Annotated in this window: 20 protein-coding genes; 13 read left to right on the plus strand and 7 right to left on the minus strand. The window is 46.8% G+C overall.

Annotation, left to right across the window (positions count from 1 at the left end):
* Positions 1 to 18: 18 nt before the first annotated feature.
* The 8 genes from Q7V32_RS11545 to Q7V32_RS11580 all read left to right on the plus strand — a co-directional run bounded on the left by Q7V32_RS11545 (position 19) and on the right by Q7V32_RS11580 (position 9,985).
* Positions 19 to 642 (plus strand): SCP2 domain-containing protein, encoded by a 624-nt coding sequence (locus tag Q7V32_RS11545; RefSeq protein ID WP_304897128.1) that lies wholly within the window; start codon positions 19 to 21, stop codon positions 640 to 642.
* Positions 643 to 743: 101 nt separating this feature from the next.
* Positions 744 to 2,294 carry a ubiquinone biosynthesis regulatory protein kinase UbiB gene (ubiB, locus tag Q7V32_RS11550; RefSeq protein ID WP_304897129.1) on the plus strand — a complete coding sequence of 517 codons (1,551 nt, stop codon included), beginning with the start codon at positions 744 to 746 and terminating at the stop codon, positions 2,292 to 2,294.
* Between the two features lie 340 nt (positions 2,295 to 2,634).
* On the plus strand, positions 2,635 to 3,807 hold the full coding sequence (locus Q7V32_RS11555) for a phosphoglycerate kinase (RefSeq protein ID WP_304897130.1): 1,173 nt from the start codon (positions 2,635 to 2,637) through the stop codon (positions 3,805 to 3,807).
* A gap of 613 nt (positions 3,808 to 4,420) precedes the next feature.
* Entirely contained in the window at positions 4,421 to 4,660 is a 240-nt protein-coding gene (rpoZ, locus tag Q7V32_RS11560; RefSeq protein WP_304897131.1) for a DNA-directed RNA polymerase subunit omega, read from the plus strand.
* Positions 4,661 to 4,669: 9 nt separating this feature from the next.
* The gene (gene spoT / locus Q7V32_RS11565) at positions 4,670 to 6,838 is read left to right on the plus strand and encodes a bifunctional GTP diphosphokinase/guanosine-3',5'-bis pyrophosphate 3'-pyrophosphohydrolase (protein WP_304897132.1); all 2,169 of its coding nucleotides are present in this window, start codon (positions 4,670 to 4,672) and stop codon (positions 6,836 to 6,838) included.
* Between the two features lie 63 nt (positions 6,839 to 6,901).
* Entirely contained in the window at positions 6,902 to 7,306 is a 405-nt protein-coding gene (locus Q7V32_RS11570) for a RidA family protein (protein ID WP_304897133.1), read from the plus strand.
* Between the two features lie 21 nt (positions 7,307 to 7,327).
* A complete protein-coding gene (gene recG, locus Q7V32_RS11575) occupies positions 7,328 to 9,418 on the plus strand; it encodes an ATP-dependent DNA helicase RecG (protein WP_304897134.1) in 2,091 nt (696 codons plus the stop codon).
* A gap of 3 nt (positions 9,419 to 9,421) precedes the next feature.
* Positions 9,422 to 9,985, plus strand: a complete 564-nt coding sequence (locus Q7V32_RS11580; protein WP_304897135.1) for a chorismate lyase — start codon at positions 9,422 to 9,424, stop codon at positions 9,983 to 9,985.
* 25 nt (positions 9,986 to 10,010) lie between these two features.
* Here Q7V32_RS11580 and Q7V32_RS11585 read toward each other — a convergent pair whose 3' ends face one another.
* Entirely contained in the window at positions 10,011 to 10,886 is an 876-nt protein-coding gene (locus Q7V32_RS11585; RefSeq protein WP_304897136.1) for a thermonuclease family protein, read from the minus strand.
* An 18-nt stretch (positions 10,887 to 10,904) separates the two neighbouring features.
* On the opposite strand from Q7V32_RS11585, the gene dtd reads away from it, so the two are divergent.
* Positions 10,905 to 11,351 (plus strand): D-aminoacyl-tRNA deacylase, encoded by a 447-nt coding sequence (dtd, locus tag Q7V32_RS11590; protein ID WP_304897137.1) that lies wholly within the window; start codon positions 10,905 to 10,907, stop codon positions 11,349 to 11,351.
* On the opposite strand, the gene Q7V32_RS11595 is transcribed toward dtd, so the two are convergent.
* Positions 11,342 to 11,485 carry a hypothetical protein gene (locus Q7V32_RS11595; RefSeq protein WP_304897138.1) on the minus strand — a complete coding sequence of 48 codons (144 nt, stop codon included), beginning with the start codon at positions 11,483 to 11,485 and terminating at the stop codon, positions 11,342 to 11,344. The genes dtd and Q7V32_RS11595 overlap by 10 nt on opposite strands.
* A 118-nt stretch (positions 11,486 to 11,603) precedes the next feature.
* On the opposite strand from Q7V32_RS11595, the gene yegQ reads away from it, so the two are divergent.
* Positions 11,604 to 12,944: a tRNA 5-hydroxyuridine modification protein YegQ gene (gene yegQ / locus Q7V32_RS11600; protein ID WP_304897139.1), complete on the plus strand. Its 1,341-nt coding sequence runs from the start codon at positions 11,604 to 11,606 to the stop codon at positions 12,942 to 12,944.
* 97 nt (positions 12,945 to 13,041) lie between these two features.
* Here the strand turns inward: yegQ and Q7V32_RS11605 are convergent, their stop codons facing one another.
* Both Q7V32_RS11605 and Q7V32_RS11610 read right to left on the minus strand, forming a co-directional pair.
* A complete protein-coding gene (locus tag Q7V32_RS11605; RefSeq protein ID WP_304897140.1) occupies positions 13,042 to 14,472 on the minus strand; it encodes a vanadium-dependent haloperoxidase in 1,431 nt (476 codons plus the stop codon).
* A 620-nt stretch (positions 14,473 to 15,092) separates the two neighbouring features.
* Positions 15,093 to 15,482: a hypothetical protein gene (locus tag Q7V32_RS11610; RefSeq protein WP_304897141.1), complete on the minus strand. Its 390-nt coding sequence runs from the start codon at positions 15,480 to 15,482 to the stop codon at positions 15,093 to 15,095.
* 488 nt (positions 15,483 to 15,970) lie between these two features.
* On the opposite strand from Q7V32_RS11610, the gene rraA reads away from it, so the two are divergent.
* Positions 15,971 to 16,456, plus strand: a complete 486-nt coding sequence (gene rraA / locus Q7V32_RS11615) for a ribonuclease E activity regulator RraA (RefSeq protein WP_304897241.1) — start codon at positions 15,971 to 15,973, stop codon at positions 16,454 to 16,456.
* Positions 16,457 to 16,492: 36 nt separating this feature from the next.
* Positions 16,493 to 17,458: a 4-hydroxy-3-methylbut-2-enyl diphosphate reductase gene (gene ispH / locus Q7V32_RS11620; protein WP_304897142.1), complete on the plus strand. Its 966-nt coding sequence runs from the start codon at positions 16,493 to 16,495 to the stop codon at positions 17,456 to 17,458.
* A gap of 126 nt (positions 17,459 to 17,584) precedes the next feature.
* Here the strand turns inward: ispH and Q7V32_RS11625 are convergent, their stop codons facing one another.
* On the minus strand, positions 17,585 to 19,033 hold the full coding sequence (locus Q7V32_RS11625; protein WP_304897143.1) for an HDOD domain-containing protein: 1,449 nt from the start codon (positions 19,031 to 19,033) through the stop codon (positions 17,585 to 17,587).
* Between the two features lie 103 nt (positions 19,034 to 19,136).
* Between Q7V32_RS11625 and Q7V32_RS11630 the strand changes: the two genes are divergently transcribed.
* The gene (locus tag Q7V32_RS11630; RefSeq protein ID WP_304897144.1) at positions 19,137 to 20,624 is read left to right on the plus strand and encodes a lipopolysaccharide biosynthesis protein; all 1,488 of its coding nucleotides are present in this window, start codon (positions 19,137 to 19,139) and stop codon (positions 20,622 to 20,624) included.
* Positions 20,625 to 20,833: 209 nt separating this feature from the next.
* On the opposite strand, the gene Q7V32_RS11635 is transcribed toward Q7V32_RS11630, so the two are convergent.
* Together Q7V32_RS11635 and Q7V32_RS11640 are read right to left on the minus strand one after the other, a co-directional pair.
* Positions 20,834 to 21,766 carry a malate dehydrogenase gene (locus Q7V32_RS11635; protein WP_304897145.1) on the minus strand — a complete coding sequence of 311 codons (933 nt, stop codon included), beginning with the start codon at positions 21,764 to 21,766 and terminating at the stop codon, positions 20,834 to 20,836.
* Positions 21,767 to 21,870: 104 nt separating this feature from the next.
* A complete protein-coding gene (locus tag Q7V32_RS11640; RefSeq protein ID WP_304897146.1) occupies positions 21,871 to 22,281 on the minus strand; it encodes a hypothetical protein in 411 nt (136 codons plus the stop codon).
* Positions 22,282 to 22,527: the final 246 nt, after the last annotated feature.

Genomic DNA, 22,527 nt, shown 5'->3' on the forward strand with positions numbered 1-22,527 from the left:
ATGATTATCGATACGAAGATGATGATGTTAAAACCTTTACTGATCGGGGCTTTTGAAGCTGCACTGAACCGTTATTTGACGCTGGATCCTGATATCAGCTCGCTGTTGTCACCTTTGTCAGGAAAAGTGATCAAGTTGGTCATAACCCCTTTCAATGCATCCGTTTATGCCTGTCCAGGACCATCAATGGTTCAATGGATGGACGATTTTGCAGGTGAACCGGATGCAACACTGACCGGATCAGGTATCGCGATGGGATTGTTGGGGTTTAAGTTTGCCCCATTAAGAAGCTTATATGCCAACCAAATCAATATTAGCGGCGACATTGAAACCGGCCGCCGCTTCAAGGAACTATTCGATAAACTGAACATCAATCTACAAACACCGCTCTCTCACATTGCCGGTGAAAACGTTGCTCATAATGTCAGCAGTTTTATGCAGACAGGTTACCGGTGGCATGAGGACACCCTAGCAACGTTTAAAATGAATATCCGGGAGTTTCTGCAGGAAGAAACACGCGATTTGCCGTCTAAACCGGAAACCGATGTTTTCTTTCGCCGCGTAGAGTCGCTAACTGGCGATTATGATCAGCTGTTAAACAAAATAAAATTTCTAGAAGAAAAACAAAAACAAGCCGGTTAATGCCGCGTTTGTAACTTAGCCAGCTCGACTAACTCCACACTAAAGCCCAGGTTGCCCGCCTCCATTTGCTCACTGGGCCTTTATAAAAATAAAGGTAAAACGTGATTCGCCCCAAAATTCTGCTGCGTTTAATACACATCAACTGGGTACTTGTGTACCACGGTCTGGATGAAATTGTTCTTAAAACCCATTTGTTTCGTCCGATTCGTTATTTGGTTTATTTATCGCCCGCTTACTGGATGGGACGACACAATGAACCGCGAGGCGTCAGAATTCGAAAAACCCTGGAAGAATTGGGCCCCATTTATGTTAAATTTGGTCAGGCGCTGTCCACCCGCAAGGATTTATTGCCGGATGACATAGCCGATGAACTGGTCAAACTACAGGACCGGGTCCCGCCTTTTTCCAGTGCCGTTGCCCGGACCATCATAGAACAAGAGCTGGGCGCCACAATTAGCGAAACCTTTGCCGAGTTTGACGATAAACCATTGGCTTCCGCATCAGTCGCACAAGTCCATACCGCTGTATTGCCCGATGGCAGAAAAGTCATCGTTAAAGTACTGAGACCCGATATCGAAAAACGTATTCTGTCGGATGTAGGTTTATTATCAGAACTGGCCCGATTTGCTGAACGGTTCTGGAAAGACGCCAGACGCTTGAGACCTTTGGAAGTCGTTGCCGAATTTGAAAAAACCACGCTGGATGAACTCGATCTGGTCAGAGAAGCCGCCAATGCCGCTAAGCTGCGCAGGAATTTCGAAAACTCCGAGCTCATTTATGTGCCGGAAGTTTACTGGCCTCTGACCCGACAGAAAGTCATGGTCATGGAACGCATACACGGCATCCCTGTTGGCGATATCGACCAGTTACGGGCCGGCAATGCGGATTTCAAATTACTGGCCGAGCGCGGCGTAGAAATTTTCTTCACCCAAGTCTTCAGAGATAACTTTTTTCACGCGGACATGCATCCGGGCAATATTTTTGTCGAATTACCCGCTAAATATCTGGCTGTGGATTTCGGTATTGTCGGCACATTATCGCCATCCGACCAACGCTATCTGGCTGAAAACTTTTTGGCATTTTTCAACCGCGACTACCACAGAGTCGCGCAAATGCATGTTGAATCGGGCTGGGTACCGGGTTCGACGCGTGTTGAAGAATTTGAATCGGCAATTCGCAGTGTGTGTGAACCCATTTTTGAAAAACCCTTAAAAGATATTTCCTTTGGTCACTTACTGCTACGTCTATTCCAGACTGCACGCCGCTTTGATATGCACGTTCAGCCTCAGTTGGTGCTGTTACAGAAAACCCTACTTAATATTGAAGGCCTGGGAAGGCAGCTTTATCCTGAACTGGACTTATGGCAAACCGCAAAACCTTTTTTGGAAAAATGGTTTCATGAACGCTTGGGTCCGCAAGCCAAAATTAAAAAAGTGCTGCAACAGTTTCCCGAACTGGCCGAAAAATTCCCCGAAATTCCGATGCTGGTTTTTAAAGCACTGGACGATGCGTCCCATGCTCACGAACAAATGACCCGTCAAAATTATGAAATGCACGAGCTACGCAAACAAATCGAAAAAAATCATAATGGGCTGATGACGGCGATTATTATCAGCGCGGCGATGGTGAGTGCGGCGCTATTATTGGCTTAAAAACTGTTGATTGGATTGTGTCGCAGGTTGGGTTGGCGATAAGCCAAGCCAACATTCGCAGCCATACTTACAACAGGGTTACTAATTTAAAACCTTGCAAGCGCCGAGCTTAAATTATAGGAATAATTTTGTGCCGTTTCAGGGATTGGTCACCGCCTATTTATTAAGAACGACCTCTCCTACCTGCTGCCGACATCCCCGCAAAGCTTACGACCCCCCTTCTTGATCATCAAACTGGGAAAAGGTGCGCTGGGTTAGGTTAATACGGAGAATCCAGTATAATTTCCACAGAATTAATTACGATCAATCAACCACTCACACACTCTACGGGAGCATTTATATGTCGATAAAGAAAATGGTCGATCTGGATTTAGCCGGAAAACGCGTACTGATACGCGAAGACCTGAACGTCCCAGTCAAAAATGGCAAAGTGACCAGCGATATTCGTATTCAAGCCAGTTTGCCCACCATCCAGCTCGCCTTGGAAGCGGGTGCAGCGGTCATTTTGATGTCTCACCTGGGCCGCCCTGAAGAAGGCGTTTACAGCGAAGAAGCCTCAATGAAACCGGTTGCAGAACATATTGCCGGATTATTAGGCAAACCTGTTCGTCTGGAAAAAGACTGGATCGACGGCATCAGCATTGAACCAGGTGAAGTTGTTTTGTGTGAAAACGTCAGATTCAACAAAGGCGAAGGCAAAAACAACGAAGAACTGGGTAAAAAAATGGCCGCGCTTTGCGATATTTTTGTCATGGACGCTTTCGGTACGGCGCATCGCGCTCAAGCATCGACCCACAGCGTCGCTCAACACGCTAAAGTGGCTTGCGCCGGCCCCCTGCTCGCCAGCGAACTGGACGCACTGGGCAAAGCCCTGGAAAATCCGGTCAGACCTTTGGTTGCCATCGTTGGCGGTTCCAAAGTCTCCACCAAACTCACCGTGCTTGAATCATTATCCAGCAAAGTTGACCAACTCATCGTCGGCGGCGGCATTGCCAACACATTTATCGCGGCAGCAGGCTACCCGGTAGGTAAATCATTGTATGAAGCTGATCTGGTCGAGGAAGCCAAACGCCTGATGGCGGAAGCCAAAAAGAACGGCGGCGAAATTCCTGTGCCGGTTGACGTAGTTTGTGCCAAAGAGTTTTCAGAATCTGCAGAAGCCACTGTCAAGAAAGTCGCTGATGTTGAAGCCGATGATTTGATTATGGATATTGGACCTGAAACTGCAGCTATCTATGCGAAAATTCTGAAAACCGCGGGGTCTATCGTTTGGAACGGCCCTGTAGGCGTTTTCGAATTTGATCAGTTCGGCAACGGAACTCAGGAAATGGCTAAAGCCATTGCCGAAAGCAGTGCCTTTTCCATTGCGGGCGGCGGCGATACATTAGCCGCCATAGACAAGTACGGCATTGAGTCTCAAGTATCGTATTGCTCTACCGGCGGCGGCGCTTTCCTTGAATTTCTTGAAGGTAAAGAACTTCCGGCCGTTGCGATATTGGCACAACGCGCTTAACCACCCTGCACCCTTAACGATCCTGGCATCGAAAGCCAGGGTCGTTTCTGCAATCCAGCTCTCTGGACAAAAATACCTTGATTTCCCTTACACCTTTAATCCAGCAAGATGCCTGATGCGAGAGTAACGCAAACTATCGCTATGCGACTTTCCCGAACTGCCCATTTCAGGATTATTGAGCACTTTTCCCGGTCTGGCGATATACTGCACTAACAGCAGGTAAATACAATGAGCGAATATCTAAAGCACGTCCCTGTCGAACGGATTGCTCATTATGAAAATACGTAACTACTCGCCCGCTCTGATTTAAGGGTGTAGGCGCTTGATTTCAAAGGACGCATCAATACGTCCCTGTTGCAGAAGCCTTTTCAATCAACCACCTACACCCACTAAAATTGGAGGGGGTGAGCAGATACGAAAATAGAAAATACTTTTATTACCTGTCTTCTAACAATTTGACTTGACTGAATATTCTCATCCTAAGGTAAGAGTTTTGCCTATTCAGTTCTCTCTTATATAATGAAAATATCCTGTCAACCAAATTGATTTCAGGATTTATATTCACACATCCCGATTGCTTCACGCATCGATCAAACCAGTTAAAGGTTATTAAATGGCTAGAGTTACCGTAGAAGATTGTTTAAAACATGTAGAAAACCGTTTCAAGTTAGTTCTTCTCGCCAGTAAGCGTGCGCGCCAGCTTAGCTGGGGAGCTGAAGAATTCATTCCTCGCGGCAAGGACAAAGACACCGTTCTCGCACTCAGAGAAATCGCTGCAGGGCATGTTTCCGATAGCAATATCAATCAGCTTCACCGCGCAGAAGACAGCTCCGATAATTACAACCAATTTTAAGAGCCTATCATGCTGGAAGTAGCCAATCCCATTGAACTAGAACGTCCGCAGGATAAACTGCTGCGGCGTTTGTGCTCAATTTTGGAAAGCTACATGGATCAGGCCCAAATCGATGATATCGTTCGGGCTTATCATTTCGGAGCGGAAGCCCATACCGGACAATTCCGTAAAAGTGGCGAAGCTTATATTTGTCATCCGGTATCAGTGGCGATTTACCTGGCCGAAATGCGCATGGACGCCAAAGGTATAATGGCCGCGCTGTTACATGACGTATTGGAAGATACGTCAGTGACGAAAAAAGATCTGGCCCATTTGTTCAGCACTGAAGTGGCTGAACTGGTTGATGGCGTCACCAAATTAAGCAAGATTGACAGCCATTCAAGAGCAGAAGCACAAGCCGAAAATGTCAGGAAAATGTTTCTGGCGATGACCAAAGACCTCAGAGTCATCATGGTCAAACTGGCGGATCGTTTGCACAACATGCAAACACTTGGTGTAATGCCGCCTGAAAAAAAGCGCCGTATAGCCCGCGAAACACTGGACATCTATGCGCCCCTCGCGAACCGCTTGGGCATGAATCAAATCAAACACCAGCTTGAATCGCTGGGATTTAAAGCGCTCTATCCGGGACGGCAGCTGATACTTAAAAATGCGGTCAGAAAAGCCCGCGGTAATCGCCGGGAAATTGTAGAGACGATAGAAAATTCGATTAAAAACCGGCTGCAGCAAGCCGGCCTGGCCTGCGAAGTCGTCGGCAGGGAAAAAAACCTGTACAGCATTTATCAAAAGATGCTGACCAAAAAGATTTCGTTTAACGATGTCTTCGACGTTTACGCTTTCAGAATTCTGTCGGATCAGGTCGACACCTGCTACCGAGCATTAGGCGTTGTCCATAATCTTTACAAACCGGTGCCCGGCAGATTTAAAGACTATATCGCCCTGTCCAAAGCCAACGGCTACCAATCACTTCATACCATATTAATAGGTCCTTACGGAGTTCCCATCGAAATTCAAATCAGAACGCAGGAAATGCACCGAATGTCCGAGTCAGGCATAGCGGCGCACTGGCTCTACAAGACCGATAACGAAAAGACCGAACACGCACAGATGCGGGCTAATGAATGGCTCAGAGAACTTCTGGAGATTCATAAATCCGCAGGCGACTCAATGGAGTTCATCGATAATCTCAAGATAGATTTATACCCGCAAGAAGTCTTTGTTTTTACCCCGCAAGGCGGCATCATTAAACTGCCCCGGGGCGCTACCATTGTTGACTTTGCCTATGCTGTTCATACCGATATTGGTAACTCATGCGTATCTGCACGTATCGATAAACAATTGGTTCCGCTGCAAACTCAACTGGAAAACGGCGTTACAGTCGAAGTGATCACGGCAAGCTGGGCCAGACCCAATCCATTGTGGCTAAATTATGTCGTTACCGCCAAGGCACGCAGCAGTATTCGCGCGTATCTTAAACACTTTAAACAGCAGGAAGCCATCAGTCTGGGCCGCCGATTGCTCGAAAAAGAATTGCAGGGCATGAATCTGCAATTGGAAACCATTTCTCAAGAACGCATTTTCACGTTATTGGACGTACTCGCCTCCCCTTCATTGGATGCCTTGCTGGAAGACATCGGACTGGGTAATAAAATGCCTTTTCTAGTCGCTAAGCGTCTCAGCCAGGATGATATTTATGCGGCCATCAAACTGGAAGATAACGAAAAAGGCGTTGATACACCGCTGATCATTAAAGGAACCGAAGGTATGGTCGTTACCCTTGCCAAGTGTTGCAGACCGATCCCGGGCGACTCGATCGTCGGTTTTTTTAATCCGGGAAGGGGCATCGTTGTTCATCACCATGAATGTCGAAACAGTAACGATATCCGCAAAAAACAAACCAGCTGGCTGGATGTGGAATGGAGCAAAGAAACCACCGGCGAATTTCCAGCAGAAATCCGTCTGGAACTGTTAAATCAAAGAGGCACACTGGCAAACGTTGCGGCAACCATCTCCGAAATGGATTCCAACATAGAAAATGTGACTGTCGTTGATCAGGATGACCGGGTATCGGTCGATTTAATTACCTTGACGGTCAGGGACAGAGTACATCTGGCCAACATCATGCGCCGCTTAAGAAAACTCATGATCGTTTTGAAGATTACCCGCGTCAAAGCGTAAATCTGAAAATATCCAGACCATCAATGCTCAACTATTTTTTGTTTACCTGAATAACCACTATCCATGAATAAAGAAATAATCCATACCCTTCAAGCACCGCAAGCTATCGGCACTTATTCACAAGCGATAAAAGTCGACAACACCGTTTATCTATCCGGGCAGATTCCACTGGTTCCGGAAACCATGGAAATAATCGAAGGTGATATCAGAGCCCAGATTCATCAGGTTTTCTGTAATCTTCGTGCTGTTGCACAGGCCGCCAGAGGGGAGCTTTCCGACATTGTAAAACTCAACGTTTACTTAACCGATCTTTCCCATTTCCCTATCGTTAATGAAGTGATGGGCGAATATTTTTCCGTGCCCTATCCTGCCCGTGCCGCTATTGGTGTCGCCGCTCTACCCAAAGGTTCCGAAGTGGAAATGGATGCAATCATGCACATGCTGCCGCAAGAATACCCTGCCTGTTAAGCTAAATCTTATTTCCTGCCGATGAGTCACGCGGACTCTGCCCATCGTTCGGTCGTCTCATTGGCGGGCATCGGCGCCAATACGGCCGCCAGACTGGAAAAACTGGGTATTTTTACCCTGCAGGATCTGATCTTCCATTTACCGCTTCGTTATGAAGACCGCACACACATATCCCCTATCGGCTCATTAAAACCCGGTGTTTCTGCGCTGATCAAAGGTACGGTAGCATTAACCGATGTGATCAGCCGGGGCCGTAAAAGCTTGATTGTCAAGATTGGCGATGGCACCGGAATGATCAGTCTGCGCTTCTTTCATTTCAGCGCCGGCCAACTGAAACAACTGACTCCCGGCACCACAATCGGTTGCTTCGGTGAGGCGCGTTACGGCTATGCCGGATTCGAAATGGTTCACCCCGAGTATTCAGTCATCAGTTCGCCTGATGCACTGATCACAGAAAGCCGTTTGACTCCGGTTTACCCGTTGACCGAAGGCGTGAGGCAATCCACACTGAGAAAAGCCATTAAACAGGCGCTGAGCCTGTGCCAGGAAAATCCGTCATGGTTAAATGACTGGTTGCCGCCTTCCCTGCTTAAATCCTTCAATTATCCAGGCTTGATGGAAGCCATTCAAACCTTGCATGCGCCTGATGAATCCGTCACGGTGCAAGCCTTGTACAACGGATCAGTTCCCGCACTAAAACGCCTGGCTTTCGAAGAGCTACTTGCTCACCATTTAAGCCTGAGACTGAGCAGGCATCTGGCGAGAGCTTGGCAAGCCCCCCGCTTCAGCCTGGATACAAGCACCCGGCGCCACTTTTTCAATAGTTTACCGTTCACGCTGACCGCAGCCCAGCAACGGGTAATCACTGAAATCGAAACCGACTGCAAACAAGCGCATCCTATGCTGCGTCTGGTTCAAGGTGATGTGGGCTCGGGAAAGACCATTGTTTCGGCTTTCGCCGCCTTACTGGCTCTGTCATCAGGATTTCAGGTCGCAGTGATGGCACCTACTGAATTACTTGCTGAGCAACACTTTCGCAATTTTACCGGATGGTTCCAAGGCTTCCAGACCGCAATCGTCTATTTAACAGGCCAAATGCGCGGTAGCGCCCGAAAATCAGCGTTACAAATGATCAACGATGGAAGCGCCGGAATTATCATCGGCACCCATGCCTTGTTTCAGGAACAGGTTAATTTTCATAAGCTGGGTCTGGTCATTATCGATGAACAACACCGTTTCGGTGTTGATCAACGCATGGCTCTTCGAGACAAATGCGGCCTGGAAAATCAGCGCCCACATCAGCTAGTCATGACGGCAACCCCGATTCCAAGAACACTGGCCATGCTCAATTACTCCGATTTGGATATTTCCATCATCGACGAGCTTCCACCCGGCCGCCAACCGGTAACAACCAGCGTTATCCCTGCCGAACGCAGACCTGATGTCATTGCCAGAATCAGCAGTTGGGTTGCTCATGAGCGCCAAGCTTACTGGGTTTGCACCTTAATTGAAGAATCCGAACTGTTACAATGCGAAGCGGCTGAAAAAACCTACCTGCAATTAAGTGAGGCTCTGCCCGAGATAAAAGTCTCGCTGGTTCATGGCAGAATGAAGTCAGCGGATAAAGATGCGGTGATGAAGGCGTTTAAAAACGGCGAATACGATTTACTGGTAGCCACAACTGTGATTGAAGTGGGCGTGGATGTGCCTAATGCCAGCCTGATGATTATTGAAAACCCCGAACGTTTGGGCCTGTCCCAACTGCATCAACTCCGGGGGCGCGTGGGCAGGGGGCAAGATGCCAGCTACTGCGTACTGATGTACCAATCACCCCTCTCAGATACGGCAAAACACCGTTTAGGCGTCTTGCGTGACAGTAACGACGGCTTTGTCATTGCCGAAAAAGATCTTGAATTACGAGGCCCAGGCGAAGTCATGGGCACACGGCAAACCGGGCAAATGCAATTTAAAGTGGCCGATCTGGCAAGAGACACCGATCTGCTGGATAATGTGCAACAAATTGCCGATTCATTGATAACTGAAACACCTGAGGCGGTAAGTCCCTTGATCAACCGCTGGATGGGAAAATCCACACATTACGCAGAGGTATAATCGTTGCCTACAAAAAGCTTTTTACTTGCCCATGAACCGCACTGGATAGCGGCCCGGCAAGGCGTACATCAAAATCTGCCGGACTCAGCGCAATCCTGGATTTATGAACCCGGCTCAATCACCCAGCGTTTGCGCAGTTATTATGGTGATGGCGTTAAAGTCGAGATTCTTTTCCTAGAATGGCAAGCGCCTTTTCTCAGTGAAAGCCGCATGCTCAAAGCGCCTGCTCAGCGTTATGCGCTAACCCGCGAAGTTTTGCTGCACTGCAACGGCAAGCCGCTGATTCTGGCTCGAACCCTTATTCCGGAACGAACACTGCGAGCTGCCCGAAGGAATCTGGCACATTTAGGCAACCGCCCACTGGGGGAAGTTATTTTTTCTTATCCCAAACTGCAGCGGCTGGAAATGGATTTCACTGAAGCGGAATCGTCTGTATGGACCGAGGCCGCCAGAGAAACCGCTCACATCGACCAATCCGTTTGGGGCAGAAGAACCATCTACAGCATCCGTCACCGGCAAATGCTGATTAATGAATTTTTTATGCCTGACGCGCTGTTATTACCTTGAACATCAATAGCAAAACGTCTTACGTTCACTGCATCTTGATGCTACTGGGGTGTCTGACCAACATTGAATAATGATCTTTGCGCCGGTTAATCCAGCCGCGCGCTTCTATCGTTTTTCCTCGTAAACCGGCTAAATCAGCAAACAATCCCAACTGCTTGCGCTCTATCCTTATGTCCACTTGAGGCGTCAAGTTCACATAAACGTATTTTTTGCTCCATCGGATAGACTCGACCTGACCTTGAACGCGTTGCCAGCCTCGGTAGTTGGCGCGGTTCAAAGTAGCTGCAGGCTTTGCTTCATACTCCGTCAAACTCCAAATGCCCAGACGGCTTTTTTCAGCCTTTTCCTGTGCGGCAAGCAAAGCATCCAGAAACTCCAAATTAGGCGGATGGATCACCACAGCAGCAAAGCCCTGCTCAACAAGCTCGGCATTGATATGACGGTGATCCTCGGTAAACACATGCGCCAGCACCCGGTCATAAGCATCATGTGATTCTACATCCATGACCAGGCGAATCCGCTTATTCAGCAATTGCGTTGTTAACCAGCTTTTAGCCGCAACTCCGCCGGCCTCGGCCTCTTGATTTCTATGGGCAACTTCCGGCGTATTAATACCCAACAGCCTGACCTTGCGACCATCGGCCAGCAAGATCGTATCCCCATCAAATACTTTAGCGACATGATAAAAAGCAATGCCGGGGCTTATGTCGACAGGTCTGGCCCGCTCTGTTTTTTTATCGGAAAAATGAGCCTGACCTTGTTCATCACGCCATTCATAAATTTCCGCATGTGCCGGACAAGCGGTCAAGCTTACTAAAATCAGTAAAACCTTCGCGGCCCTATTTGTATAATGTCCTTTGGGCAGCTTTCGAAAGAGGGCAATACATTTTATATTTATCATTCGTTACATTTCCTTTTTATGCTAACCATTATCCAACGCGTCAGTACAGCTAAAGTGACTGTCGACCACAACATTACCGGTCAAATTGACCAAGGCATTTTAGCGCTTATCGCGGTTGAAAAAGACGACACCGAACAGGAAGCCCGGCGCTTGCTTGAAAGAATACTTAATTATCGGATCTTTGCCGATTCAGACGGCAAAATGAATCTGAGTTTACGGGACATCGGGGGCGGCTTATTGTTGGTTCCACAATTCACGCTGGCAGCCGACACCAACAGCGGCAATCGTCCAAGCTTCACACCGGCAGCCGCACCTGAAAAAGGCAGGCAGTTATTTGAATACCTGCAAACCCTGGCATTAAAGACCCATAACCCGGTGGCTTTTGGTGAATTTGGTGCCGATATGCAAGTGTCGCTGATCAACGAAGGACCGGTTACTTTCTCTTTGCGTGTGGTTCACCGCTGATCATCACCCGCTTGGTGTTCGGATTTATCATTTGAGGAAGTAGGTTTTGCAGTCTTGACGGGTCTGAGCAACACAATCAGACTGGCCATGATCAGAACTATCGCGATAAAAATGAAAAACAATGCCGCTATCATACTTGCCCCCGATAAGCCATATCATTGAATATAAACGGTTATTTTCCGTAAAACCACAAAAGTGTTAAGATAGGCGTTTTTTTAACCGATAACCGCATCGGCAAACCATACCACGATCATGAAACACGTTGAATTGCTTTCTCCTGCAGGAACCTTAAAAAACATGCGCTATGCTTTTGCGTACGGCGCGGATGCGGTTTACGCAGGCCAGCCCCGTTACAGCCTGCGAGTTCGTAATAACGATTTTCTGGAGGATAATCTGGCGACAGGCATCGCCGAAGCGCATCAGTTGGGCAAAAAGTTCTTTCTAGCTACCAATGTTATTCCACATAACAGCAAAGTCAAAACCTTTATCAAGGACCTGACGCCTATCATTGCCATGCAACCCGACGCGCTGATCATGGCCGATCCGGGATTGATCATGATGGTTCGCGAAACCTGGCCTGACATGCCGGTTCATTTGTCGGTGCAAGCCAACACCGTCAATTATGCCTCGGTCAAATTCTGGAAAAGCATCGGCATAGAAAGAGTCATCCTTTCCCGTGAGTTATCATTGGATGAAATTGCAGAAATCCGTCAGGAATGCCCGGATATGGAACTGGAAGTCTTCGTTCACGGCGCATTGTGTATCGCCTATTCCGGCCGCTGCCTGCTCTCCGGATATTTCAATCATAGAGACCCGAATCAAGGCACCTGCACGAATTCCTGCCGCTGGAAATACGACACCTTACCCGCCCATGAAAATGCCGAGGGTGATTATGTGCCGGATGGCGGCGCTTTATCGATGGAGGATATCAGCACGGCTAGCTGTGGTGGCGCGGAACGGCATCCTTTGGCCGATAATATTTATTTTCTGGAAGAAGAAGGCAGAAAAGGGGAACTACTCCCCATCATGGAAGATGAAAATGGCACGTATATCATGAATTCCAAAGATCTTCGCGCCATCGAACACATCCAGCGGTTGGTTGAAATCGGTGTCGACAGCCTGAAAATTGAAGGCCGGACCAAATCTCACTATTACGTAGCCCGCACCGCCCAAACCTATCGCCAGGCGATAGACGATGCATTGGCTGATCGCCCTTTCAATCCCCAATTACTGGGGGTTCTGGAAAACCTTGCCAGCAGAGGCTACACGGACGGTTTCTACCAACGCCATCACACCCATGAGCACCAAAACTACATCAACGGCTATTCAAAAAGTCATCAGCAACAATTCTGCGGAGAAATAAGAAATTTCGACCCCAACAGCGGACTGGCTGAAATCGACGTAAAAAACAAATTCTCGGTCGGGGACAGATTAGAACTGATTTTGCCCGAAGGCAATCGCGACATCGTGATAGAAAAAATGGAAGATCTTCATGGCAGACCGATGCTGGAAGCATCGGGCGGGGGTTACGAAGTCAGAATCCCCTTGCCCGGCATCAAGTCGGACAAAGGCTTACTGGCAAGGTATATTTGAAGCGTGAGAAAGAGTTAAATAACCCTTAACAAGAAAGGATAGAAGAAAAAAGTGATCAGCTTTTATCCTCTATCCTGAAACAGTAAGTTAAAGCGTTTTAATGGGAATGATGAGGTTTTTTTCCATCATTAAAGTATTGAACTGATTTATCCCAAGCTTGCTGACCGATCAGCCGTCCAATTTTCCGGCTTATCAGATCGCCATCGATAAAATGTATTCCGCCGTAACGCCTTGAAATACCCGCATCATCAGCCGCATCCGAAAAGGTTGCCCAATAAAGAACGGTATCGTTCGCGGGTACTGAGCCGGGCTCCACCGCTGAAGAGCCTGCTTGCACGGTAGTACTAAAACCAAAATAATCACTTTGGGTAAATAGCTTGAGTGTTTCAGCTCCCGCAGCACTGAAAATACTATGTCCTGAATAGTACTCCGGAAACGGAGGCGTCACGACTGACGCAGCCTGATAGGGCTTCCAATCTGCGCCATCAATGAGACCCTGCCAGGATTCGATTGTTTTTCCGGCATATAGAAAATTGATTGCGGTAACCGGTCTGACATAATCGTAATAGCGTTTGGCATCCCAACTGGCAATACTTGCATCAAAAATGGCGTTGGACAAGGCAAAGAACATCTTAACGTCTTGATCCACCGTATGATGATCGCGCTCAGAAACATAGGCCGCAAATAATGCCCAATGGCCCGGAGGCAACTCAGAATGAGGACCATCCGCCCAATATTCTGCAATCACTTTTTTCTCATCCGTCAAATGCGCGCTGTATTCCAAAACCTGTTGAGCCTGAATCTCATAACGCTCAGGCTCAGTATTGTAATCAGCAGGCGGCGGTGTCATTTTTCGGAACTGTTTACCTGATTTTAACGCGTAGGGTACGACCTTACCCCAATGGGGTGTTATAAATTGCTGTTCAGTTGAGCCGATTTGAAGTGGCTGCCAATGATTGGGATCGACTATGGAATCCGGAGAATTGACCGGCGTATAACCGCTGTAATCGCTATAAGCACCTGCGTGGAGATCGCCGAGCTGATTGGAGCCATCATGGTGCCGGAAATTCAATACCGCCTTGGCAGCAATATTGCCAATACCCGAAGGCTGCTTTACATCAAGGGTGTTGTCGTTAGGATCATAACCAAGGTCAGTCATCAATGCATTGAAACTCGTTATTTCTGTTGGAAACAGATCGGACAAGCATTCATGTGCAGCAAAACTGATCGCTTTTTCTTTGTTGGCTTGAGTCCTTTCATTTCCAGGGCGGCGCAAATTTTTACCATAACGAGTACCCTTCGCCTTGGCGTCATAGGCTGCCCAGGCATCGAACATGCAAGTATCGACAATAGCCAGAGCCCTGGCAACAATAGGTGGTCCTGGATGGGTGACACGAATCGCTTCGAGAGCGGCTTCATTCCATTGAGCAACCACAGTGCCTGTCGCAGCAAATCCTGATTGACTAAATGTCATTAGCGCTGAAACTGAAGCAGCAAGAAGCGAACGGTTAAACGTCTGATTTTTCATAAAAAATACCTTATTTATCATAATATTAAATTCCTTTTCAAAAGAGTAAAAGTTTGTTTGCTTTCAAGAAAGTGGGTAATGACACTCTCTTGATTAATATGCTAAGAGGAAAATTCAGTGAATTCTGTTAAATAGTCACACTTGGCGTAAGGCATATTTCATACCAACCATTTTTGAAATGAAGTGGACCTTGTGTTAAGGGATGTGCTGAATTTTTTATGATGGGGGGGATAACACCCTGTTTTTAATGATTTTTCATTATAAACGCCACGCTATTTAAGAATTCTAAGTCATTGATAAGCAGACTTGAGGGTTTGTGTTGAGTAAATCAATACTGCTTTGAGAGAAAAAATAAGCGTTTAAAACTTTGATACTAGCTGACAAAATTGTCTTATGAGAACTGACAGAGCCAAGCCATACTGTCAGGACCGACATTTATTGCTTCTATGGATAATGGATAAACTGTTGTGCAAATTGAAACGAGAGTTACAAACAAATCAGAAGGGGGTAATCGAAAGGGGTCTAATGTTAAAGGGGTTAAACAGGATTGTTGTTTTGATCGGTGACAACGGCAAAATCCTGAATGCCGTCGCCTAAAAAATCAATAGAACATTCGTAATTTATTTTTTGGTCATGAAAAAATAAATGGATTGGCATTTAAGTACCATCTTATCGTTCTCTTTCTCGACAGCAGTGCACGTTTCCATTTTTGAACGGCCCGGCGCTGCTTGTTTGACCAATTTACCGTCCTCAATTGAATAGCTAACCACTGCCCGCATCTTTTCTACACGAGCACTGGCGTCTGCATCGTGAGAATTACCTTCCAGAGTGCCGTCCTTTTTAAATTCCCAGGTGGTACTCAAACCTCTAGCCTTACTACCGTCGCTATTGCGTGATTCTTTGTCTATTTGCCAAACGCCCAGAATATCCGCTTGAGTCAACTGAACTTCCGCGACCGCAGAAAATGATAAGAATGTTAGAGCAAATACAGCTAATTTATTTAATCGCATGGCGAAAACCTTATGGGTTATTTTTTATGAGCCCAAATTGTACCACGGAAGATAAGGGTACATGATTTTGTGCTCAAGGGCAGCAATTCTCAGCTTGATCTTTTCCACATCATTTTGGGCAGGGAAAAGCCTTTAGAGGAAGGCCTTAAACCCTTCCATGGGGCTTTACAGCAGCATCCCTGCTGCCGACACCCTCAAAAAGTTTCCCCCTGCCCTTTTTCCCCTTCAAATTGAGAATTGCTGGCTCAAGGGGGATTGCCCCGATAAGCCCTCATTGGCTGATACCAAATCTCAAAGCCACAATAGAAGTGTAAACCGGAAATTGCAGTTCAAGTGTCTTACACGGTCATATTAATTTGCGTATCTGATATGATAACAAGCATATAGCGCCGGTTGAGTCTTATTATCTGAATGTGGACCCGCCCGCCGCCATGCTGCTGTCTGCTGTTGGCAAGCAGATTCATATTATTCTCATCAAGGTATTGCGTATGACTTTTGCAACCGCCAGACTCTGTGACACATACACAGACAAGGCTCACCTTCAAATAGCTGAACCTATTTTCAAGCTATTTGGAGCCTCGTTGGCATTTTCCGGGCAAATCACCACAATCAAGGTTTTTGAGGATAATGCGCTGGTTAGAACTGCTCTTTCGGCAAAGGTCAATCACAGGGTTTTAGTGATTGACGGCGGCGGATCGCATCGCTGCGCTTTGATCGACGGAGAACTGGCCCTTCTAGCCTTCGAAAATGGCTGGCAAGGTCTTGTCGTTTATGGCTGCATACGTGATTCGGCAGTTATCAATGCCATACCAATCGGGATTCGCGCCTTGCATTCGCATCCGCTAAAAAGCCCCAAGAAAGGCTTGGGTAATCTTGATACTGTGGTGACTTTTGCCGGGGTTCAATTTAAAAAAGATTATTTTTTATACGCTGATAGTGATGGAATTATCGTCTCGGAAACAGAGTTGAGTTAGAATAAAACCACCTTAACCTACTTTTTTAGTCAAGATATGCAAATAGTACTCGCAAATCCCCGTGGCTTCTGTGCCGGCGTTGACCGCGCCATTGAAATTGTTGATCAAGCGCTTGAGACATTCGGCGCTCCTATCTATGTCCGCCATGAAGTCGTACACAACCGAACAGTAGTTGACGGACTAAAAGAAAAAGGCGCGATTTTTATTGAAGATTTAAATGATGTACCTGTCGAATCATACTTGATCTTTAGCGCACACGGCGTTTCCAAAGAGGTACAAAAGAAAGCGGAAGAACGTAATCTGACCGTGTTCGATGCTACCTGTCCGCTGGTCACCAAAGTCCATTTACAAGTCGCCAAACACGCCAAACAAGACCGGGAAGTCATCCTGATCGGCCACGCAGGACATCCTGAGGTTGAAGGCACTATGGGGCAATATGAAAAATGCACCGAAAACGGCGGCATTTATCTGGTAGAAACGCCCGATGACGTCGCCAATCTCAAAGTCAATAATCCGGACAATCTGGCTTATGTGACTCAAACAACGTTATCCATGACCGACACAAAAATCATGGTGGATGCTTTGCGCGCCAGATTCACCTCAATCCAGGAGCAGAAAAAAGACGATATCTGCTATGCAACCCAAAATCGTCAGGATGCCGTCTATGATCTCGCATCAAAAACTGACCTAATCCTGGTTGTCGGATCGCCCAATAGCTCTAACTCTAACCGTTTGCGTGAAATTGCTGAACAATTGGGCAAACCGGCTTATCTGATTGATACAGCCGAAGACATGCAGAAAGACTGGTTTGAGGGAATTGATGCGGTGGGTGTAACTGCCGGGGCATCGGCACCGGAAGTACTGGTTCAGGAGGTGATTAATCAACTGAAGATCTGGGGTGGCGAGACTATTATCGAAAACAAGGGAATTGAGGAAAAAGTAGTCTTTTCCTTACCTAAAGGCCTACAAAAAAAATCCTGTCCGTCTTCTGCCAACGCTTGATTTTAGAAAAATCAATTGCACCTGAAAAGAGTGGGCTTTCGCCTACTCTGTTTCGGCCTGATTGCAGCTTTTTCATGGATTCTATGTTGATTTACAAAGACTGGCTTTCCACTTGATGTAGTTGACTCATTTTTTGCCTTGCATCCGGTACATGGCCAAGCCTATATTGGCTTGTTGTACAAAATGCTTAAAGCCGTTAAAGTCATCGTCAGTGAACGGTTGCTGTGAAAATGACCGGTCCGAATAAATCAAGCCTATCGGTTGTTCGCCTGAACAAACCGGCATCAGAAAGCAATCATGCTGGCCAATGACCCGCTTATCAGCATCGGTAAACAAGACCCCATCGGATGCCCCACTTACCATTAATCCTTGAGGGTTCCGTAGTGCCTGGCTAAAAATATTGAGGGGTGATTGTGAAATACTGAAAATTATTTTCTGATCGTAATACTCTTTGCGCCACCCTAATGAAAGCTTCTCTTTCATTGACTTCTTGTCCTGAGCCAAAAGTGCAAAAAGGGCTCGATCCATTCCCAAGCCCCGCTGAATCCCTTCCATGACCATTTCAAACAGCAAATTAATATCAATTTTGCCGCTCATAATGCCTGTAATTTCCTGAAGTATCTGAATTTGAACCAATTTTTTATCTTCATCCGGCACCTTTGATTCTTCCTCTACCGATTGAAACTCTTCTTTATTGATTAACCTGGAGGCGGTAACTGCGCCAAATTGTTTAGCGATGTTAATTGCAGTATCGGTATTTTGAACCATTAGCGCCTCTGCGGACTGCTTGGATGTACCGGTTAACTTACTGATTTTATCGACGCATTCGACATATTGCTTACTTTGCGGACCTTCCTTAAGAGCATCCGTAATCACATACCCCAAATTAACCAGATTGACTCGAGGATTCGCTTGCCTGCCTTTTTTGACCGATTCTTCAATCAAACCACCCAGCTTCCAGGTTTTACAGAGCGATACGGCAAGATCAGTCAGCTTAAAACCCAACACCTGCTTTTCCGCCTCCTCGATCGTACAATTTTCCTTATTTATCAGGCTCAATAAACGCTCACCCTGCTTGCCGCTGAAACACCAGAACGCAACATTACCAATTTGGTGCAGCAGCGCAGCAATAAAAACCTCCTCCGGCGAAGGATCATTCACCGACAAGGCCAGTGATTTTGCCTGTACCGCGGCATGAACTGCCCTGGCAATTTCTTGATTTGCGCGCTCCCGGTTCGCCGCAGGTAAAATAGCCTCAAAAAAAGAGCACGCCAAGGTCAGTTCTCTGATCAACTCCGAACCCAAGACGATAATAGCCCGTGAGACCGTCACCATTTTTTGGCGGCTGACATTGTAGTAACTGCTGTTGCTCATTTTAAGCAATTTGGCAGTCAGATTAGGATCATGAAGAATGACATTCGCCAAATCCATCGCACCTTTTTTATCATCTCTCAGAATGGCATCGATACTGAATGCGGTACTGGAAAAAATCGGCATGTCTCTATCGCAAAGCACTGAGGTCCATTCGTCAAGAGAAAGGGGTTCAGAAATCTTTTCTACTACGAGTTCACTCATGTTGACCAATGATTCTTCAATTGAATTACAAAACGGATTAACTTTTGGCTTATCCCGGGCAGAGTGCCTACAATAATCGCTAAACACAACTCGGATAAACGCATTGAATCCTTTACGACAACTTATTTCCCAAACCGCAATTTATGGCCTAAGCAGCATCCTGGGCCGATTTCTCAACTATCTGCTGGTACCGCTTTATACCTACACCTTTTCAACCGGTGAATATGGCGTGGTTTCGGAATTTTATGCCTATGCCGGTTTTTTTGCGGTCGTCCTGACCAGCGGACTTGAAACCGGTTATTTTCGATTTCGAAAACAGGAAGGATTGGACGCTAATGAAGTATATACCAACGCGTTATGCTTTTTAGTCACGATCAATATTTTGTTTGTCGCCCTGATGGCTTATATCAAGACACCAGCAGCCGAGTGGCTGCATTATCCCCAGCATCCTGAATATCTGATCTGGTTTTCGCTGATTCTGGCCCTGGATGCCATCACAGCCCTTCCCTTTGCGCGTTTGCGCGCCGAAAACCGCGCCTGGCGTTTTGCCGGCATTAAAATGACTGAAATTTTACTGACTATCGGTTTAAATCTCTTTTTTCTACTGGCTTGCCCAAAAATCCAAACGCTATGGCCAGACTCATTAATCGCCAAATGGTACGACCCGGCCATAGGCGTGGGCTATATTTTTCTGGCCAACCTCGTGGCCAGCGGAATTAAACTCGCACTGCTCTACCCCCAATTCAAGGGGATCCGGTTTTATATGGACAGGCGGTTCATGCGCACGCTGCTGTCCTATTCGCTGCCTATGATCATCATCGGTTTTGCCGGCATGGTCAATGAAATGCTGGATCGCGCCATTTTGAAATACATGCTGCCCTATGATCTTGACACTAATCTGCAGATGCTGGGCATATACGGCGCGTGTTATAAACTGTCCATACTAATGACCTTGTTCGTTCAAGCATTTCGCTATGCCGGTGAACCCTTTTTCTTCAATATGGCAGGACGCGCCGATGCCAAGCGCGCTTATGCGATGGTAATGAACTTCTTCGTCCTGTTTGGCGTTTTTATATTTCTGGTCGTTACCTTGTATATCGGCTTATTCAAATATTTTATCGGCGAACCGTTCAGAGAGGGTCTAAAGGTCGTTCCCATCCTGCTGATTGCCAACCTGTTTCTGGGTATTTACGTCAATCTGTCGATCTGGTACAAACTGACCGACCGGACCGGTCTTGGCGCCTGGGTTTCAATAGCGGGAGCAGGGTTGACTGCCGCATTGAATTTCTGGTGGATACCGCTATGGGGCTACGAAGGATCAGCCTGGGCGACGCTGGCTTGTTATGCATTTATGGTTTTTATTTCATGGCTTTTAGGACGGCATTATTACCCGATCGATTACCCGATCGGCAAAGTAACGGGATATCTGACCATAGGCATACTGCTGTATCTTGGCAAACCTTATATCGTGACGGAATATCAATGGAATGAGTGGCTTGCGGCGACATTGGGGTTGACTGTGTATATTGCTCTGGCCGTACTGATGAATCTAGGACCTTTTTTGCGCCGCCGTAAACTAAGGCAAATGTGAGTCCTGAAGGTAAGTCTTCAGCGAGCCTATTAAATGATGGAGGCTATAGAACTCCCTGTTTGATCTTTTTGTAGCTTTGAGAGACGGCCTAAGCCTTGCGAGAAACGCCGTAAACCCATCCATTGGGGCTTGGCGTCAGCATCCTTGCTGCCGACATCCCCGAAAAAATTAGACCCCTCCCTCTTATCCTCAATCGGGGAATTGTGCTGCTATAGCGAGCCGGAATTTGACGAGGATTCCAGCAGACCGGTAATACTTTGTTTAATAACTCTGGCAACTTCGTTTAAAGACGCCTTTTCCTGTAAATTCATTTCCGGTTGCAAATACCGGATGATACCGGCCCTGCCAACGACGACAGGGATGCTAAAACAATTGTCCTGAATACCCTGCCACTCGTTAAAACAAGTGCTTAACGGCATGGTGCGATGCTCATCGTATACAATTGCCTGAATCACCGTGCAGGCAGCGGTCGCAATTGCATAATTTGTGTAGCCTTTTAGCCCGTAGACCTCGAATCCGGCTTTACTGACTTCTTCATAGATCAGCCTGTGCTCGGAATTATCTTCAATAGGCTCTCCGCCTGCCAAAGCATGACTGAATACCGGAAATTGAGACGGACCGTGCTCGCCGAGTATGTATGCCCGCAAATCATCCGGATGAATTTGTTCGGCTTTTGACAACAGCGTTCTGAATCGCGCCGAGTCAACCAGGGTTCCGACGCCCATGACTTTGGAATGAGGCAATGGCGATAGTTGAGCGGCCAGATAAGTCATCACATCCACAGGATTGGTGATAATCATCAAAATAGCGTTAGGGTTTGCAACCGTTATTGCGGGGATAATCTTCCTGAAAATGGGAATGTTGGCCTCAGCCAGATCCATGCGTGACTTCATCTTGGCCGTCATTACTGCGGAAACAGTGATGACCACAATGTCACAATCAACCACATATTCCAGTGTTGTTCCCTCAATGATCATCGGTCTTTCGCAAAATGCCAGAGTATGTTCCAGATCCAAAGCATCGCCTCGCGCCTTCGATTCATCGCGGCTGACCAAGACCAGATGATTACACAGCCCTTTCAACACCAAAGCATAGGCAAGCGCAGAACCGACGTGACCCATTCCAATAATACCTATTTTCACTTTTTGCCTCCTTAGCTCTTTTAACAAACACTATCATATCGGCTAATTCTGCCGCATACCTTAAAAAACAGGCCTATCAAGCCGATACGCCAGCGCTTAAGAGGCTATAGCACCAATACGGCAACGCATGCGACACCCAGCGTGCATCCTGAAATCATTTTTAATTTTTTTCCTATAGAAAGCGATAACCAATGCACAAGGATCCGCTCTTTTTGTTGAATCCACCAATCAGGAAACTCACGTTTCAAATCGAAATAAAGCCTCTTTGAATAAATCAAAACACGGTACGCAATAAAAATAAACAAGCCCATCATGATGTAAAACACGATGATCTGAGTCGTATGCCGGCTGGTATGAAAAAAATGTTCGATAATTTCATCCAGCGTAAACTCAAGCAATTCGAACAGCCCCACTATGGTTGATTCCACCAGGGAATAAGCCACATCAGGCATCATGACCATGAGAATCCCGAAGACCAATACAAAAGCAAGTTTTAAGTGTGTTGAAATGACCATATCTGCCTTTCCGTTAAATAGTGACCAAAATGCCTATCGTTTTAAAGTTCAACGGCAACCGGATTAACCACGAGCCAAAACCGGTTAAGCCTGCCTATTTTTACGCTTAGTAGTGTATCGACACATTCTTTCAAAAACCTTTCAACTTGCCTTTTTCAAACTTATTTGGCGCTGCGCTTGGTTTCATTGAGCTATCGCGGGGCAAAGACTTAAACAAGGTTGACAAGCGATGCCTTAACAGATTAA

Origin of the sequence: Methylicorpusculum sp., assembly GCF_030651835.1 — a bacterium.
GTDB lineage: Bacteria > Pseudomonadota > Gammaproteobacteria > Methylococcales > Methylomonadaceae > Methylicorpusculum.